The sequence below is a fragment of the Streptomyces murinus genome (assembly GCF_002154555.1).
In the GTDB taxonomy this organism is placed as follows: Bacteria; Actinomycetota; Actinomycetes; order Streptomycetales; family Streptomycetaceae; genus Streptomyces; species Streptomyces murinus.
In genome coordinates, this window is sequence record NZ_MUNF01000011.1 from 1 (window position 1) to 16,374 (window position 16,374).

Below are 16,374 nucleotides of genomic sequence, written 5' to 3' on the forward strand. Positions count from 1 at the left end.
CCCCCGCCGAAGCCGCCGCCACCGGCGCGCCCGCCACCGAAGCCGCCCCCGCTCGCGCCCAGTTGGGCCTGGAGGGTGGGGCTGATCGCGGTGACGACGTAGGCACCGGCCAGGCCCAGGGCGATGCCGAGGACCCCGCCGACCAGGCCGTTGACGATGGCCTCGCCGACCACCTGCCGGGTGACCCGGCCCGACTTCCAGCCCAGCGCCTTCAGGGTGCCGAACTCACGCACCCGGCGGGAGACCGCGGAGGAGGTGAGCAGACCGGCGACCAGGAACGCGGCCACGAGCACCGCGATCGACAGCCACTTGCCGACATTGGTGGCGAGCGAGGAGGCGGTGGACAGGGAGCCCGAGACCGTCTTGGCGAGGTCGGAGGAGGTGGTGACCGTCGTACCGGAGACGTTCTTCTGGATGGTGCTCTTGACGGAGTCGATCTTCTGGGAGTCGGTGGCCCGCACGTAGATCGTGGTGACCTTGTTCTTCTGGTCCGCGAGGGTCTGCGCCTGCTGCAGCGGGATGTACAGGTTGGCCGCCGAGTCGCCGCTGTCCGCGGTGGCGATGCCGATCACCGAGTACTTGGTGCCCTTGATGGTGACGGTGGAGCCGACCTTGTACTTCTTCGTCTTGGCGTACGCCGAGTCGACCACGGCCACCTTGGCGTTCGTCTCGGTGGTCTTGAAGTCACGGCCGCTGGTGATCTTCGAGGAGGTCAGCGGGCCGAGCCCGGTCTGGGTGACATCGGTGCCGTAGACGGTGTACTGGTCGATGTTGAAGTCGGCGCCGCCGCCCTTGACCTCGCCCTGCGCCTCGCCGCCACCGCCGCGCCGACCGAAGCCGCCACCGCCACCGTTCTGCTGGAACTGACCCCGGGTGAAACTGCCGTTGACCTTGACGACGGACAGGTTCAGCCCGCCGGCGGCCGCCGCCACGCCCTGCTGGCCGGAGACCTTGGCGACGGTGGAGGAGGCGAGGGTGGTGAAGCCCTGCACCTGGACGCGGTCGCTGCTCTGCGTCGACTTGTCGCCGTCGCCCTTCGCGCCGAACTGGAAGTGGGGCCGCTGGGAGCCGTCGGCGGAGGGCGTGGCCGCCTTGCTGACGGTCATGTCGGTGCCAAGGCCGTAGAGCGACTGAAGGACCTTGTCCTGGGCCTTGCCCATGCCGCTGGCCACGGAGTTGACCACGATGACCAGCGCGATGCCGAGCGCGAGGCCGGAGGCCACGACGAGCGCCGCCTTGCGGCGGCGGCGCAGTTCGCGCCTCAGGTAGGTGAAGAACATGGGCGGAACGATAGGAACGGCCCCTGACTGCTTCCTGAGGCTGACCTAAGAGCGAGTTAAGAATCCCCGCGGGCCCTGAACGCAGTGAGTGCCGCCCCCGAAGGGGCGGCACTCACGGGGCTGTAGGGGGCAGGCTCAGACGGCCGAACCGGCCTTCCACTGGGCCCAGTCCATGTTCCAGCCGTTGAGGCCGTTGTCCGGGGAGACGGTCTTGTCGCCGGTGTGCTGGATCACCACGACGTCACCGATCAGCGAGTGGTCGTAGAACCAGGCGGCCGGGGTGTTCGGGTCGCCGGCGCCCTTGACGTCCTGGAGGCCGACGCAGCCGTGGCTGGTGTTGACGCTGCCGAACACCGAGGGGGCGCCCCAGTAGTTGCCGTGGATGAAGGTGCCCGAGGTGGTCAGGCGCATGGCGTGCGGCACGTCCTTGATGTCGTACTCGCCCTTGCCGTCGTCATCGGTGAAGCCGACGGTCGCGCCGTTCATGCGGGTCTGCTTGAACTTCTCGGAGATCACCATCTGGCCCTCGTACGTGGTGTGCTCGGGGGCGCCGGCGGAGATCGGGATGGTCTTGACGACCTTGCCGTCCTGCGTGACCTTCATCTGGTGGGTCTTCGCGTCGACGTAGGAGACCTGGTTGCGGCCGATGTGGAAGGTGACCGTCTTCTGCTGGACGCCGTAGACGCCGTTGGCCCCCTGGACGCCGTCGAGGGCGAGCTTCAGGGTGACGGTGGAGCCTTCCTTCCAGTAGTCCTGGGGGCGGCAGTCCATGCGGTTGGCGTTGAACCAGTGACAGGCGACCTCCTGGCCGCCGCTGGTGCTGACGGTGATGCCCTTCTGGACGGCCGCCTTGTTGGTGATCGCCTTGTCGAAGTTGATCGAGACTGGCATGCCCACGCCGACGGTCGTGCCGTTGTCGGGGGTGAAGCTGCCGATGAAGCTGTTCGACGGCGAGACGGTGGTGAAGGACGCGTTCTCGTGGGCTATGCGGCCCTGGGAGTCCTTGGCCGTCGCGGCGATCTTGTAGGTGGTGGAGCGCTCCAGCTGGACGGTCGGCTTCCAGCTGAGCTTGTCCGCGGACAGCTGGCCGGCGACGGCCTTGCCGTCCTCGGTGGTCATGGTGACGCCGGTGAGCGTGCCCTTGCCGACCGTGACGGTACCGGAGTTGTTGATCGACGCGTTGTCCGAGCCGTCCTTCGGGGTGACCGCGATCTGTGCCTCGGACGACTTCTTGGCGGCCGCCGCGTCGGCCTGGGCCTGCGATGATTCACCGCTGCCGTGGGCCGCGGCCTTGTCCCCTCCGGAACAGGCCGAGAGCATCAGCACACCGCCGAGCAGAGCGGACGCGGCCACCAGGCCGTTGCGCCGCTTACCGTCCGTCATCACAAGCTTCTCCATCGTTGCCGAGTCGCAGATAACCCCGAGAGTCCCCGAGTCCCCGTAGGAACCTTCAACGCTACGGCCGGTTCGTCCCGTTCCGGATCCATCGGATCTGTGGGGCACACCACGTCCGCCGGCCCGTGCTGCGGTACGTCGCCGGGCGGGTGGTGTGTGATCGGTCCGTGCGCCCCCTCGTACGACAAAACCCCGGACGGCAGGTGGCCGTCCGGGGTTTCAGGTGCCCCGGGACGCTCAGCCGATGCCGTCCTCTTCGTCGTCGTCCTGCCCATCATCCCCGTCGATGTCCCATTCGGGCGAGTCCGGGTCGTAGTCGATCCGCTCACTCGACCAGGAGGCCTGCTGGAGCTCCACCCCGGGCACCCCGCTGACCAGGTCGAACGGGTCCACGAGATAGGCGAGGGCCTCCGCGGTGTCTTCCGTCACAGCGCCCTCGGCCTGGTCCCGCTCGGAGTCCGGCAGCTCGGGATCGGCCGCGAGCCGGCCCAACGCGGCCTTGGTCACCTCACCGTCGTCCAGGACCTCGACCACCAGCTCCACCCGAAGCCGTACATAACGTGATGTCTCTTCATCGCTCATGGCGCGAGCGTACGGCCGAAACCTCCCGTGACTTTCCCGTGACCCGCGACTTTCACTAACATCTGCTCACACGGCCAATTCGCCAGCGCCACAAGGGGATCGATATTTCGTGTCATCCGCTCGCCGTCCGCTGCTGACCGCCACCGCCGCGGGCACTCTGCTGTGCGCCCTGTGGTTCGTCCCGTCCGCGAACGCGTCCCAGGAGGGACCGGCGCAGGACACGGCGGTCGGCTCCGTCACGACCTTCTCCGCGCCCGTCACCGAGCAGGCAAGTGTGGTGACGGCGGCGGCCACCAGAGCCGGTTCGGGGCCCGCGGACGACGCCCGGCTCGCCGACACCGGCAGCCCGGACACCACGCCGTACGTCGTCGGCGGCTCCCTGTTCCTCGCCCTCGGCGCCGGGTTCGTGGTCTATTCGGTGCGCCGCGAACGCCTGGGTTTTTAATCTCCCTTGACTGATCTTTCACAGGGCTTACATAGTTCGCCTCATGAAGAGATCATCGGGCGTGCGGCTGTGCGCCACCGTCGCCGTGAGCGCGCTGTCGTTCGCCCTTGTCACGGGGTGTTCTGACGGAGGGTCGAAGGATTCCGCGGACCAGGGTTCCGCGCGAAAGGCGCTGAGCGCCGCCGAGTTGAAGAAGCTGATCGTCACTCAGGACGACCTGCCCGGCTACGCGGTCGGGGCGGTGACCGAGGCCCGCGCCAGGCGGATCACCACCGACAAGGCGGCCTGCGAGCCCCTGACCCGGGTGATGAGCGGGCTCGCGCCCACCGAGGCCCCGGCGAGCACCGACCGCATGGTCACCGAGAACGCGAAGAAGCGGCCCTCGGCCAAGCCGACGTCCCTGGACGACCTGGACGAGGGCGAGTTCGAGAAGACGATGCGCAAGTCCCTCGACCGGGATGTCACCACGGTGGCGCTCGCCTCGTACGACGGGGACGGCGCCGAGCGGGCCCTGACGTCGCTGTCCGCCGCCGTGAGGGCCTGCGCGGGCGGCTTCACCGGCCGGCAGGCGGGCACCTCGGTGAAGTTCACCGGGATCGCCGCGGAGAAGCCCGCGGGCGGCGGGGACGGGTCGGTGGCGTTCGCCGCGACCATGAAGGAGGACGAGGGCGACGGCGGGGGCACGGCCCTGGTGCACGCCGAGGTGGACCGGCACGGCTCCACCGTCTCCGTCTACTTCACGTCGAACCTGGGCGCGATGATGGCCGAGCAGGCGTACACGGTGACACCCGCGGTCGTGAAGGCCCAGGAGACCAGGCTGAAGTGACGGCGAAGGGGCCCGGTCGGCGACCGGGCCCCTTCATCCGTCATCCGCCGGTCACTGGAGCGGGCCGGTGACCTTCTCCACGGCCTCGACCAGGTGCCCGCCGCGCACGAAGGCGTCGGCCGCGGCCAGATCGGGCGCCAGGAAGCGGTCCGGGCCGGGGCCCTGGACACCGGCGGCGCGGGCGGCCTCGATCACGGCCCGGGAGGCGGGCGCCGGGCTCAGGCCCTCGCGCAGCTCGATCGCGCGGGTGGCCGCGTACAGCTCCACGGCGATGATCCGGGTGAGGTTGTCCACGGCGGTGCGCAGCTTGCGCGCGGCCGACCAGCCCATGGAGACGTGGTCCTCCTGCATGGCGGAGGACGGGATGGAGTCCGCGGAGGCCGGTACGGCGAGCCGCTTCATCTCGCTGACCAGGGCGGCCTGCGTGTACTGGGCGATCATCAGACCGGAGTCCACACCGGCGTCGTCGGCGAGGAACGGCGGCAGGCCGTGGCTGCGGTTCTTGTCGAGGAGGCGGTCGGTGCGGCGCTCGGCGATGGAGCCGAGGTCGGCGGCGGCGATGGCCAGGAAGTCCAGCACATAGGCCACGGGCGCGCCGTGGAAGTTGCCGTTGGACTCCACCCGACCGTCGGGCAGCACCACCGGATTGTCGACGGCCGAGGCCAGCTCGCGCTCGGCGACCAGGCGGGCGTGCGCCATGGTGTCGCGGCCGGCGCCCGCGACCTGGGGGGCGCAGCGCACCGAGTAGGCGTCCTGGACGCGCGGGGCGTCGTCCTGGTGGTGCCCGGTGAGCTGGGACCCCTCCAGCACGGCGAGCATGTTGGCGGCCGCGGCGCCCTGGCCCGGGTGCGGGCGGATGGCGTGCAGCTCGGGTGCGAGCACCTTGTCGGTGCCGAGCAGCGCCTCCAGGCTCAGCGCGGCGGTGATGTCGGCGGACTTGTAGAGGGTGTCGAGGTCGGCGAGGGCCATGACCAGCATGCCGAGCATGCCGTCGGTGCCGTTGAGCAGGGCGAGGCCCTCCTTCTCGCGCAGCTCGACGGGCTGGATCCCGTGCTCGGCGAGCAGTTCGCCTGCGGGCCGTACGACGCCGTCGGGGCCCTCGGCGTCGCCCTCGCCCATCAGGGTCAGGGCGCAGTGCGACAACGGGGCGAGGTCGCCGGAGCAGCCGAGGGAGCCGTACTCGTGCACGACCGGGGTGATCCCGGCGTTGAGCACATCGGCCATGGTCTGCGCGACCTCGGGGCGTACGCCGGTGTGTCCGGAGCAGACGGTCTTCAGGCGCAGGAACATCAGGGCCCGTACGACTTCCCGCTCCACCCGCGGGCCCATGCCGGCGGCGTGCGAGCGGACGATGTTGCGCTGCAACTGGGCGCGGAGTTCCGGGCTGATGTGCCGGGTCGCCAGGGCGCCGAAGCCGGTGGAGACGCCGTAGACCGGGTCCGGCTTGGCCGCCAGCGCGTCCACGATCTCGCGGGCCGCGGCCAGCGCCGCCACGGCCTCCTCCGACAGCTCGATCCGGGCAGCGCCGCGCGCCACGGCGAGAACGTCGGACGCCGAGACACCGGACGTCCCCACCACCACAGTGTGCATATCCATATTCAGGAGCGTACGCATTGAATGCAGCGCTGTCACTAGTGGGGACGGGGTGCGCCCCTTACCCGGTGGTGTGGGCTTCGTCGCAGCCTTCAGGGGTTGCGGCCGCGGAAACGACGGCGCTCGGCGCGGGTCGGGGGCGGTTCGTCGGCGAGCCGGACGACGGGATCGTCGGGGCCCTCGCGGCCGGCGACCACGGGCCGGTCGGCGCGCATGGCCTTGGCACGGTACTGGGCGGCGTCCGCGAGCCGGAACAGCCGCCGGGCGTCGGCCACCGGTCCGATCGGGTCCTCGGTCGAGGCGACCCCGCAGGCGACCCCCTCCCCCAGCTCCAACTCGCCCGCGCGGCGGCACAGTTCGTCGGCCGCCTTGACCACGTCGTCGGCGACCGGGCCGACCGCGAGAAGGCAGAACTCGTCCCCGCCGAGCCGCGCGGCCAGCGCACCGGGCACCATCGCGCCGCACAGCGAGAGCACCGAGCCGAAGCGCTCCAGGAGCCGGTCGCCGACGGCGTGGCCCTTGGTGTCGTTGACCCGCTTGAGCCCGTTGAGGTCGCAGACCACGAGGCTGACGACGGCGCCGTCGACGCGGTGCCGTTCGAGCGCCTCGTCGAGGTGGGTGTCGACGGCGCGGCGGTTGGCGAGGCCGGTCAGGGCGTCGGTGTAGGCGAGCCGGCGGGCCTCCTCCAGGCGCTCGGTCTGCGCGAGCCCCGCGGCGACGACGGCGGCGAGCACGGTCGCGAAGTCGGCGTCGGCGCGGCCGAACACCGGGGCTCCGACGGCCCGCGCGACGTACACCTCGCCCCAGGCCCTGCCGTGCAGCACGACCGGGGCGACGACACAGCAGCCGCGGCCCCGGCGGCGCAGGGCGGCGACACGCTGGTGGAAGTAGCCGGGGACACCGGCGGCGGCGCCCTCGGCGGTCTCCACCCAGGCGTTGGGACCGCCGCCACCGGCCCAGCGTTCGTGCAGGAACTCGGTGATCTCCGGGAACTGGTGCACCGGGTAGGACTCGGCCGCCGGGAACTCCTCCTCGTCCAGGCGCCGGTCCCCGACATTCACCAGGACCCGCAGCCGGCCCAGCTCCCGCTCCCAGACCGACAGCGCGGCGAAGCTGCCGTCCAGCGCACGGCAGGCGCCGAGCGCGGCGGCCTGCCACGAGTCCTCAGGGGTGTGCGCCGCGGCCATCCCCTGCGCCAACGCCACCACTGCGGCAAGCCGCTCGTCGTCGCCCATTACTCCAGATTAGGGAGGGTTTGGCTGGAGGGATATGTTGATGCGGCGAATAGGGGGTTTGGCCGGAGCGGACCCGGTCAGGCTTCGCGACCATCCGCGCACGGTCGGTACCCGGCTCTACGGGATGTCATCCGGTCCGGCGCGCGTAGACGGCGTGTCCGGCCGCCGCAACCGCCGCGGTGAAGGCCACGAGGACGACACCGCCCAGGAAGGCGTCCTGCACGGTGTCGGCGGACAGCATCCGCCGGCCGGCGGCGAAGGGCAGCCAGTCGGCCACCATGTCGAGATGGACGCCGGGGATCTGCCCGGACAGGGCGCTCAGGATCCGTTCCCCCAGCGGCGGCACCAGCAGCAGCACCAGGACCGGGCCGACCCGGTTGCGCAGCAGCGCCGCCACCGCCGGGCACAGCACCATCCAACAGGCCATCCAGAGCCCGAGTCGCGCGGTGGCGCCGATCAGCTGTCCCCAGAGCGGGGGGTGGACGCCCTTGGCCGCGGCCACCACCGCGAGGCCGGCGATCTCCAGCAGTCCGGTCACCGCGGATACCGTCACGCCGATCGTGGCGCCGACCGCGCACTTGGCCCAGAAGGCGTGACTGCGGGACGCCGTCGTGAGCCAGGTGGTCCGGCTCGCGCCGCGCAGCAGTTCTGTCGCCACCGGGCCGGTTCCCAGCACGAGGAGGAAGACGGCAAGGCTGGGGACCTGCAAGAGGGCCGGCGTCCACTGCACGGAATTCACCAGCTCCGGATCGGTCATGTCCTTGGAGGACTCGATGAGGAACGGGGCCGCCAGGGGCACCCACAGCGCCAGGAGAGCGACGATGGAGGCAAGAAGCCAGGTGGAGCGCAGCGCAGCCAGGTGGCGCAGCTCGTAGTGGCAAGCCCGCCACCACTCTGCCGCTCTGGAGGGCTCGGTATCGGTGGTGTGGCCCGTGTGCACCGTGCCGCTCATGCGATCTTGAATTCCTCGTGCGCGATGGTCAGGTAGAAGTCTTCGAGGCTGGACCGGTCTTCCGACAGCTGGAACAAAGGGACGCGGAGGTCGAGGCAGAGACGGGCCAGCTTCTCCCGGTTGACGCCGGTGATGTCGGCGGTGTCCGGGCCGGTGCGGCGTAGTTCGAATCCGTGCCGGCGGGCCAGTCCGGTGAGCGCGGGGGCGTCGTCGGGCGCGAACTGGATCTGCACGACGGACTGTCGGTCGGCGTATGCGAGGAGGTCGCTCATGGCGGCCTCGGCGACGACCCTGCCCTGTGAGAGCACGGCGACCCGATCTGCCATCTGCTGCATCTCGGCCAGGAGGTGGCTTGAGAGGAGCACCGCGGTTCCCGTGTCGGCGATCGTTCGCAGGAAGTCGCGGAGCCAGCGGATGGCGTGGGGGTCGAGACCGTTCGCGGGTTCGTCCAGGATGAGCACGCGGGGCGCGGCGACGAGGGCTTGTGCGATGCCGATCCGCTGGGACATGCCCAGCGACAGGGCCGACAGCCGCATGTCGGCGGCTTCCCGCATGCCGACCTGTTCCAGCAGCTCGTCCGCGCGCCGGGTGGGCACTCCGGCCCCCGCCGCGACCATGTGCAGGTGATGGCGTACCCGGTGTTTCGGATGCCCCGCCACTCCGGTGAACGCCGCCCCGACGATGCGGGAGGGGGCCCGCCAGGCGGCGAGGGGGCGGCCGAAGAACAGGGTGTGCCCCTCGGCCGGGAGGAGGCCGAGCATGGCGCGCAGTGTCGTTGTCTTGCCGGAGCCGTTGGAGCCGACGAAGCCGGTCACGCATCCGGCACGCAGGTCCATCGATACGCCGTCAAGTACTTGTTTCCCTCCGAAAGCACGCCGTAGCTCGCGCACCTGGACCGCCACGTCGGTCACCGACGCCTCACTCCTTGCCTGGTCGACATCAATTCCTGGGCGACTTCGAAACGGTGCCCGCGAGCGAGGCGGACGGTGGCGGTGGCGGTGGCCCGAATCATCCGTGCAGAAGCCAGTACAGCAGCCCGAACAGCGGAAGGATGGTGAAAGCGAAGGCCCCTCCGACACCGGGCGACCTACGCCGGACCGCACACCACGCCGCCATACAGATCGGGGGCACCCAGCCGGCGAAGTACAGAATCCACCCGACTCGTACTGCGGACTCGCCACCGACGATGACGAAAGCAGCAAAGGCGGCCACGCAGAAGAGCGCCGACGAGCCCCACATGTTGTCAGAAACGATCTGCTCGGGAGTCTTTTTCATCTCCACCTCCACATCAATGAGCTCCTCCCGGAGTTTCCGGGAGGAGCTATCTTTGGACTGCCACCCCAAACACAGATTTCGCCTGCGGAGCAAGCAGTCCATCAGTAGCGGTATCCCGAAAAGGGAAGCCAAGGGTTTTGGAACATCCCGCAGATCACTGGTTGGCGAGATACTTGATGACTTCCCAGATGATGGCGTCGGGAGCGGACTTGATGGCCCACTTGACCGGGTTCCAGTTGGACAGACTGTTGACCCAGCTCTCGAAGGCGCGAGCGCCCTTCTTCGCCGCCTTCACCGCCGCCTTGAACAGCCCCGGCGACTTCTTCAGCAGGGCGATGACGGCACCTGCCTTGCCCTTCACCGCGACCAGGCCCGACTGCGCCTCACCCTCGGCCGTGAGCTCGGCGAACTCCTGCGCGGTCATCTCGGCTTCGCCGTTGGTGGCAGACGCCGGGTTCGCCGTCTTCAGAGCCTCGAAGTCCGCCGCGCTGACGGAGGCGGCGACGGCGGCGCGGTTCGCCTCGACAGCGTTGGCGGCGGGAGCGGCAATGCCGAAGGTGACACCGGCCATAGCTGTAGCGGCAGCCATGCGGATGTAGTTGTGCTTCACGTACACTTTCCCTGTGGTCGGGGGGAGAGGGCATACGGATGCGCCGCTTGGCGTGGAAACTGAACGGCCCCCGTTCCTTCTCCCCCTGGTTATTTCAGTCGTCCGGCTGGTCAAGCCGGGCGAACCGACACAGACGTTAATACATTCTCAAAGAAAGATCCAAAAATCCCCCTCGTGACCATGATCACAACAGGGGGATATTCGGTGACGTGCCCGGCGCACAACACTGGGGAACTCAGGGCCCGACGGCGGCCACCGTCGCGGTGACGCAGTAGTTCGGAGTCGGCTCCGAGAACCGGCGATCGACAGCGGCCGTCTGCTGATCCAGAAACCGTCTAGGGGCGGGCCTTGGAGAGCGCGCCTCGGGGCTGCTCGTCCCTACTCCCCCGGCCACTCCGGCTTTCGCTTTTCGTTGAATGCGGCGACGCCCTCCGCGCGGTCTCCGGAGAAGGCCACGGAGCGCCATGCGGCGTCCTCGACCTCCAGGCCGGCCCGCAGATCCAGGCCCTGTCCCAGTCGCAGCGCGCGCTTGGCCGCGCGCAGGCCCACCGGGGAGTTCCCGGCGATGCGCGCCGCCAGCTCCAGCGCCTCCTCCCGGTCCCGGCCCTCCTCGACCACGTGGTCCACGAGTCCCATCTCGCCGGCCTCCGCGGCCTCCAGGCGCCGCGCCGAGAAGACCAGCTCGGCCGCCCGCGCCGCGCCGACCCGCCGGGGCAGCAGCTGGGTGCCGCCGCCGCCCGGGATCACGCCCACGGACACCTCGGGCAGGCCCACCACGGCCGTACGGTCGGCCACGATCACATCGCAGGACAGCGCCAGCTCGAAGCCGCCGCCCAGCGCGAAGCCGTGCACCGCCGCGATCGTCGGCATCGGCAGCTCCAGCACGCCGGTGTACGCCCCCCGTGCCACCGGCCGCTGCCGCATCAGGTCCGCGTCGCTGAAGGAGTTGCGCTCCTTGAGGTCCGCGCCGACGCAGAACGCCCGCTCGTGCGACGAGGTCAGGACGACCACCCGGGCGTCCCGGTCCGCCCCCAGCGCCGTACAGGCGGCCGCGATCGACCGGGCCATCTCCGTGGAGACGGCGTTCATCGCCTTGGGCCGGTCCAGGACCAGCTCCGCGACGTACCCGTGCCGCCGTACCAGCACGAACTCCCCGAACCGCGCCTCGCTCATCGCATCCTCCGGTACACGTGTTAACGCGGGTTAACCCCTGTCGGCCCGATCATCGCAGCCGCACCCGACCACAGGAAACCCCGTACCGCTACGCCCGTTCGAGTGACATCACGGCCGTCTCGCCCCACATCACCCACACGAGCGCATAGCGTGCGCTGCGCGGTGGGGGCGCGAAGGGGAGCGCGCGGGGAAAGGGAGCGCGCGGAGTCGCGGGGAGCTGTGGGAAGTCGTGGGGAGTTGTGGGGGAGAGCAGGCATGGCGGAAACACGTATACGTAGTAGAGGCCCGGCAGGGGCGGCGGAACCAGGTGGCTGGTTCTCCGGCCTACGTCGCGGACGGCACCGTAAACCCCGCCCCCGCAGGGCGTTGCTCGCCGCGGGCGGGCTCGTCCTCGCAGCCGGGGTGCTCAGCCTGGTCCGCATGACCCCGGAGTCCGGCGTGGGCGCCCCCGGCACTGCGGCGGCCGAGCCCCGGCTCGACCCGGGCGGCGGGCTCGCGAGCGGCGGCTCGAGGACCGGCGCGTCCGGGATCGGCGGCCGTACGGCCCCGACCACCACCGGCACCCTGACCACCGGCCCGCTCGCACCGCCCTCGACGGCCGCCGACCTGGCCGGGCGGACTCCCGCGCCCACGCCCACCGGCGCTGCGGCGACGCCTGGGAACCCGGGCGACTCGGAGGGCTCGGACGGCGGGGTGCCGCCCGCGCCCGGGAAGAGCGGCGCGCCGAGTGTCCCGACCGGGCCCGCGGCCCCGGAACCGGCCCCTCCCGCGCCGACCCCGCGCCCGGCACCGCCCACGACCCCGGCGCCCGCGCCGACCCACGGCTCCCCCGCGCCCGCTCCGGGCGGGCTGTGCCTGCCGATCATCGCCCTCTGCGTGGACGTGGACGTGCTCGGCGGCCACGGGGGCTAGAACTACGGGACCCAGGGCCGGCGGCTACTGCTCGCCGTTCCTCCGGGTGAGCAGCCACGGCTCGACCACGCCGAGGCCGCGCACCGGGCGCTGCCACATCGGCTGGAGCGCGAAGCGGTACGACGGCGGCTCCTCGCCCTCCTTCTCGGCGGCCGCCGCGGCCTCGGCGGCCTCCGCCTCCGAGGAGGGCGCCTCACCGGTGCGGATCAGCTCCTTGGCGAACGCGCTGTCCATGAGGACGGCGTCGCGCGGGGCTATGGAGGTCAGCCGGGAGGCCAGGTTCACCGTCGTGCCGAACACATCGCCCATCCGGGTGGTCACGGTGCCGAAGGCCATGCCGACGCGCAGTTCGGGCATCGTCTCGTCGTTCGCCAGCGTCTCCACCAGGCGCAGCGCGATGTCCGCGGCCGTGCCCGCGTCGTCCGCGGCGAACAGGACCTCGTCGCCGAGGGTCTTGATGAGCCGGCCGCCGCGCGCGGCCACCAGGTCGGCGGCGGTGGTCTCGAAGGCCTCGACGAGTTCGCCGAGTTCCTCCTCCTCCATACGGCGGGTCAGACGGGTGAACCCGACGAGGTCGGCGAAGCCGACGGCCAGGCGCCGGTCCACCATCTCCTCGTCGTCCGCGGCCTGGACGACCCGCCCGGTCGCGGCGGCGAGCTGGCGGCGCCAGACGTAGACCAGGAACTCCTCCAGCTCCGGCAGCAGCAGCTCGACCAGGGGGTACGTCACCTCGGTGCGGGTCATGCCGGGTTCGGGGGGCTCGGTCAGGCCCTCCAGGAAGGAATCGATCTGCCACTCGGCCAGCCGGGCGGTGGTCTGCCCGGTGGAGCGGGCGACCTGTACGGCCATGGCCTCGCTGAGCAGCCCCGCCTCAACGAGACCGGCGAGGCGGCGCAGAGCGAGGACATCAGCCTCGGTGAGGGCCTTGGCCTGCCCTATGTCCGCGAAGCCCATCGCCCGCCAGAAGCGGGACGCCAGCTCCATGGAGACACCGGCGCTGCGGGCGGCCTGGAAAGGGGTGTAGCGGCGCTCGGCGCCCAGGATGAGCTGTTCGAGACGGAGCGCGAGCGGGTCCTCGCCGGAGTCGGCGGCGCTTGGGTCCGTCCGGTCCTGCTCGCCGGGGCCCGTGTCGTCGACGGTCACGCCTGCTGCCCTTCCGATCTGCCGCGGTCAGGTACGACCGGCCTCAACTCTACGGCAGGTGTGCGCCAGCTCACTCCGTTGGGTTCGGCCGGGGTCTGGTTGTCCGGTGCCGGGTCGTGTGCGGGGGTTGTCGCCGACTCCCTTTCTGGTGGCCTGCGGCCCCCAGGCCCCCGCCATCAGCTTGGGGGGCGAAGTCGTTGTGCGCACCTGCGGGCCGGTGGTGGTTGATCGCGCAGTTCCCCGCGCCCCCTTCGGGGCGGTGCAGGTGCCCGGAGATTAAACGGATAGGTAATCCGATTGTGTGCTAGCGTCCGGCGTCATCAAGCGGATGATCTATCCGGTTCTTATCTCGGGGTGGAGGCGCGCTCATGTCGGAGACAGCTGTGGTGACGGGTGGGACGGGAGGGATCGGGCTGGAGACGGCGCTCGGGCTGGCGGCGGCCGGGTTCGCGGTGACCGTGGTCGGGCGCGATCATGTGCGGGGGGCCGGGGCGGTCGAGCGGATCAGCGCGGTGAACCCGGCGCGGCCCGCGCGGTTCCTGTGCGCCGACCTCTCCTCGCTCGACCAGGTGCGCTCGCTCGCGGCCCAGATCGCCGACGATCACGCCGCCTCCGGGGAACCCCTGGCGCTGCTGGTCAACAACATCGGAGCGATGTTCGCCGAGCGGCGGATCCTGGACGGCGTCGAGGCGTCGTTCGTCGTCAACCACCTCTCGCCCTACCTGCTGACGGAACTGCTGCTGCCCACGCTGCGGGCCGGCGCGCCGAGCAGGATCGTGAACGTCACCTCGGGCGCGGTCGGCGTCGCCAAGCGGGACTTCGACGCGGTCGAACCGCCCGGCGGCTACTACGGCTTCCACCACTACGGACGCGCCAAGCTCGCCCACCTCGCGTACACCCTGGACCTGGCCGCCCGGCTGGACGGCACGGGTGTCTCGGTGTTCGCCGCCGATCCCGGGGGCGCGGCGACCGACATGACCGACGGCACCCTGACCGACCCCAGGATCGTCTCCCCCGCCCTACGGCTGCTGTGGCCGCTGGTACGGCGCAGGTTCGCGCGTTCCACCTCAGGACCGGCGTCCGTGGCGGCCAGGCCCTCGATCACCGCCGCCACCGACGGCGCCCTGTCCGGCAGGACCGGCGTCGTCATAGGCCCCGAGGCGCTCCCGGTCGCCCCGTTCCGCCCCGCGACCGACCCCCGTCTCGCCGCGGCCGTACGCCGGCTCAGCGAGACCCACGCACCGGTGGGGGCACGTCCGTGACCACCTGCCCGACCGACACCTCGACCTCCAAGGACATCACCGTGACCGACGCAGCCCCGACCGCTTATGCCCGTACCGTCCGCGGCTCCGGGCCCGGTCTCCTGCTCGCGCACGGCGCGGGCGGCGGCATCGAGGCCAACTACGGGCCGCTCCTGGAAGGGCTCGCCGCCCGGCACACCGTCGTCGGGGTCGACTACCCCGGCTCGGGCCGGACGCCCGCCGCGCCGGCGGCCCTCGAACTCGACGAACTGGCGGACCAGCTCGTCGCCGCGGCGGACGCGGCGGGCCTCGACACGTTCGCGCTCTGCGGGTACTCGCTCGGCGGGCCGGTCGCGATCAGGGCCGCGGTGCGGCATCCCGGCCGGGTCACCGCGCTCGTGCTGAGCGCGGCCTTCGCCCGGCTGGACACGCGCACCGACCTGGCCGCCGCCATCTGGCAGCAGCTGTACGAGTCCGGGCAGCACGTCCTGCTCGCCCAGTACCTGACCCATCTGGCCGTGAGCACGCCGGTGCTGAACACCCTCACTCCGGCCCAGGTGCGCGGGGGCGCCGAGCAGACCGCGGCGGCGCTGCCGACCGGTACCGGCGCCCAGGTCGACCTGGTCCGCCGCGTCGATGTCCGGGCCGACCTCGGGGCGCTCGACGTGCCCACGCTGGTCGTCGTCACCACCGCCGACCCCCTGATACCGGCCGCCCTCCAGCGGGAGTTGGCCGCGGCCGTACCCGGCGCGCGGACCGCCGAGCTGGCGACCGGGCATCTGCCCTTCCTGGAGCAGCCGCAGCGGTGGCTGGAGCTGGTCACCGGGTTCCTCGGGGAGGAGGGGCGCCGGAGCTGACGGCCGGGGGCGTGGGCGGGCCAGGCATGGGTAGCCCGTGCGGGGCCCGCCCGCGGCCGCGCCGATCCGAACGCTCCACGTACGATCGAACGCCGAACCGATGCCGCGAGACGAGCGATCTGGACTGCCCCTATGACGAGCACGCCGCTGCGCAAGGACGCCGCCCGCAACTGGGACCGGATCGTCGCCATAGCCCGCGAACTGGTGGACGAGGGCACCGCGCTCCAGCTCAACGATGTCGCGCGGCGGGCGGGGCTCGGGGTCGGGACCGTCTACCGGCACTTCGCCACGCCCGAGGCGCTGCTGGAGACCGTGGCCGCGCCCTGTCTGGAAGGTCTCGCGGAGCACGGGCGCCGGGCGCTGGCCGAGGCGGATCCGCTGCGCGCGCTGGAGGGGTTCTTGTCGCGTGTCGTGGAGGCGCAGGTCACGGATGCGGCGCTGGCGCCGGTCGCGGCGGCGACGGCGGACGCGTTGCCGCGGACGGCCGAGCTCAAGCGGTCCCTCGCGACGGCCGGCACGGAGCTGCTCGACCGGGCGCACGCGGCGGCGGCGATCCGCCCCGACCTCATCGCGGGCGACCTCGTCCCGCTGATGTGCGGCATCGCGCACGCGGTGAACCTCCACGGCGGCGACACGGCGTCCCGCCTCCGCACCGCCCACCGCTACCTGACCACGTTCTTCGAGGGCGCACGCGTTCCGCCCGGGACGACGCCCTAGCCGTCGGCCGCCGCAACTCAGCCCCCGCGAGCGCGGGCGAGCGACCCAACCCCCGGCCCGCTGTCCCAAGTGCGGCGCCATCGTGGCTGATCGCGCCCACGCGGCGGAGCCGCACATCAACACAGCCCCGCGCCCCTA

The 16,374-nt window shown here is 71.4% G+C and carries 17 protein-coding genes; 6 read left to right on the plus strand and 11 right to left on the minus strand.

Translation table 11 applies throughout. From position 1 onward, the window contains the following. The 3 genes from CCN72_RS00995 to CCN72_RS01005 form a co-directional block, all read right to left on the minus strand. Nucleotides 1-1,280, minus strand: a 1,280-nt coding sequence (locus tag CCN72_RS00995) for an ABC transporter permease (RefSeq protein ID WP_086805912.1), incomplete at its 3' end; no start/stop codon positions are given. A 135-nt stretch (nucleotides 1,281-1,415) separates the two neighbouring features. Continuing rightward, nucleotides 1,416-2,663 (minus strand): L,D-transpeptidase, encoded by a 1,248-nt coding sequence (locus tag CCN72_RS01000; RefSeq protein WP_085566282.1) that lies wholly within the window; start codon nucleotides 2,661-2,663, stop codon nucleotides 1,416-1,418. Nucleotides 2,664-2,912: 249 nt separating this feature from the next. Further along, entirely contained in the window at nucleotides 2,913-3,257 is a 345-nt protein-coding gene (locus CCN72_RS01005) for a hypothetical protein (RefSeq protein ID WP_086805913.1), read from the minus strand. Between the two features lie 109 nt (nucleotides 3,258-3,366). Between CCN72_RS01005 and CCN72_RS01010 the strand changes: the two genes are divergently transcribed. Together CCN72_RS01010 and CCN72_RS01015 are read left to right on the plus strand one after the other, a co-directional pair. Continuing rightward, a complete protein-coding gene (locus CCN72_RS01010; RefSeq protein ID WP_086805914.1) occupies nucleotides 3,367-3,702 on the plus strand; it encodes an LAETG motif-containing sortase-dependent surface protein in 336 nt (111 codons plus the stop codon). 43 nt (nucleotides 3,703-3,745) lie between these two features. Further along, nucleotides 3,746-4,528, plus strand: a complete 783-nt coding sequence (locus tag CCN72_RS01015; RefSeq protein ID WP_244174096.1) for a hypothetical protein — start codon at nucleotides 3,746-3,748, stop codon at nucleotides 4,526-4,528. A gap of 51 nt (nucleotides 4,529-4,579) precedes the next feature. Here CCN72_RS01015 and hutH read toward each other — a convergent pair whose 3' ends face one another. The 7 genes from hutH to CCN72_RS01050 all read right to left on the minus strand — a co-directional run bounded on the left by hutH (nucleotide 4,580) and on the right by CCN72_RS01050 (nucleotide 11,366). Then, nucleotides 4,580-6,118 (minus strand): histidine ammonia-lyase, encoded by a 1,539-nt coding sequence (gene hutH, locus CCN72_RS01020; protein ID WP_086805916.1) that lies wholly within the window; start codon nucleotides 6,116-6,118, stop codon nucleotides 4,580-4,582. Nucleotides 6,119-6,213: 95 nt separating this feature from the next. Next, nucleotides 6,214-7,356, minus strand: a complete 1,143-nt coding sequence (locus CCN72_RS01025; RefSeq protein ID WP_086805917.1) for a GGDEF domain-containing protein — start codon at nucleotides 7,354-7,356, stop codon at nucleotides 6,214-6,216. 127 nt (nucleotides 7,357-7,483) lie between these two features. Further along, nucleotides 7,484-8,308, minus strand: a complete 825-nt coding sequence (locus CCN72_RS01030; protein WP_086805918.1) for a hypothetical protein — start codon at nucleotides 8,306-8,308, stop codon at nucleotides 7,484-7,486. Further along, complete coding sequence (locus tag CCN72_RS01035; protein WP_341868858.1) at nucleotides 8,305-9,411, minus strand: ABC transporter ATP-binding protein; 1,107 nt, start codon at nucleotides 9,409-9,411, stop codon at nucleotides 8,305-8,307. Before CCN72_RS01035 ends, CCN72_RS01030 begins: the two co-directional genes overlap by 4 nt. After that, a complete protein-coding gene (locus CCN72_RS01040) occupies nucleotides 9,317-9,595 on the minus strand; it encodes a hypothetical protein (protein WP_086805920.1) in 279 nt (92 codons plus the stop codon). Before CCN72_RS01040 ends, CCN72_RS01035 begins: the two co-directional genes overlap by 95 nt. A gap of 142 nt (nucleotides 9,596-9,737) precedes the next feature. After that, nucleotides 9,738-10,193 (minus strand): hypothetical protein, encoded by a 456-nt coding sequence (locus tag CCN72_RS01045; RefSeq protein ID WP_143664021.1) that lies wholly within the window; start codon nucleotides 10,191-10,193, stop codon nucleotides 9,738-9,740. Between the two features lie 378 nt (nucleotides 10,194-10,571). Beyond that, nucleotides 10,572-11,366, minus strand: coding sequence for an enoyl-CoA hydratase/isomerase family protein (locus tag CCN72_RS01050; RefSeq protein WP_086805922.1), 795 nt, complete (start codon nucleotides 11,364-11,366; stop codon nucleotides 10,572-10,574). A 420-nt stretch (nucleotides 11,367-11,786) separates the two neighbouring features. On the opposite strand from CCN72_RS01050, the gene CCN72_RS01055 reads away from it, so the two are divergent. Further along, nucleotides 11,787-12,278, plus strand: coding sequence for a hypothetical protein (locus CCN72_RS01055; RefSeq protein ID WP_086805925.1), 492 nt, complete (start codon nucleotides 11,787-11,789; stop codon nucleotides 12,276-12,278). 24 nt (nucleotides 12,279-12,302) lie between these two features. On the opposite strand, the gene CCN72_RS01060 is transcribed toward CCN72_RS01055, so the two are convergent. Continuing rightward, on the minus strand, nucleotides 12,303-13,421 hold the full coding sequence (locus tag CCN72_RS01060) for an adenylate/guanylate cyclase domain-containing protein (RefSeq protein WP_037656143.1): 1,119 nt from the start codon (nucleotides 13,419-13,421) through the stop codon (nucleotides 12,303-12,305). A 368-nt stretch (nucleotides 13,422-13,789) separates the two neighbouring features. Between CCN72_RS01060 and CCN72_RS01065 the strand changes: the two genes are divergently transcribed. From CCN72_RS01065 to CCN72_RS01075, 3 genes are all read left to right on the plus strand, one after another. After that, nucleotides 13,790-14,683: an SDR family NAD(P)-dependent oxidoreductase gene (locus tag CCN72_RS01065; protein WP_086805923.1), complete on the plus strand. Its 894-nt coding sequence runs from the start codon at nucleotides 13,790-13,792 to the stop codon at nucleotides 14,681-14,683. A 41-nt stretch (nucleotides 14,684-14,724) separates the two neighbouring features. Continuing rightward, the gene (locus tag CCN72_RS01070) at nucleotides 14,725-15,519 is read left to right on the plus strand and encodes an alpha/beta fold hydrolase (RefSeq protein WP_086805926.1); all 795 of its coding nucleotides are present in this window, start codon (nucleotides 14,725-14,727) and stop codon (nucleotides 15,517-15,519) included. 132 nt (nucleotides 15,520-15,651) lie between these two features. After that, the gene (locus tag CCN72_RS01075) at nucleotides 15,652-16,236 is read left to right on the plus strand and encodes a TetR/AcrR family transcriptional regulator (protein ID WP_086805924.1); all 585 of its coding nucleotides are present in this window, start codon (nucleotides 15,652-15,654) and stop codon (nucleotides 16,234-16,236) included. Nucleotides 16,237-16,374 lie beyond the last annotated feature (138 nt).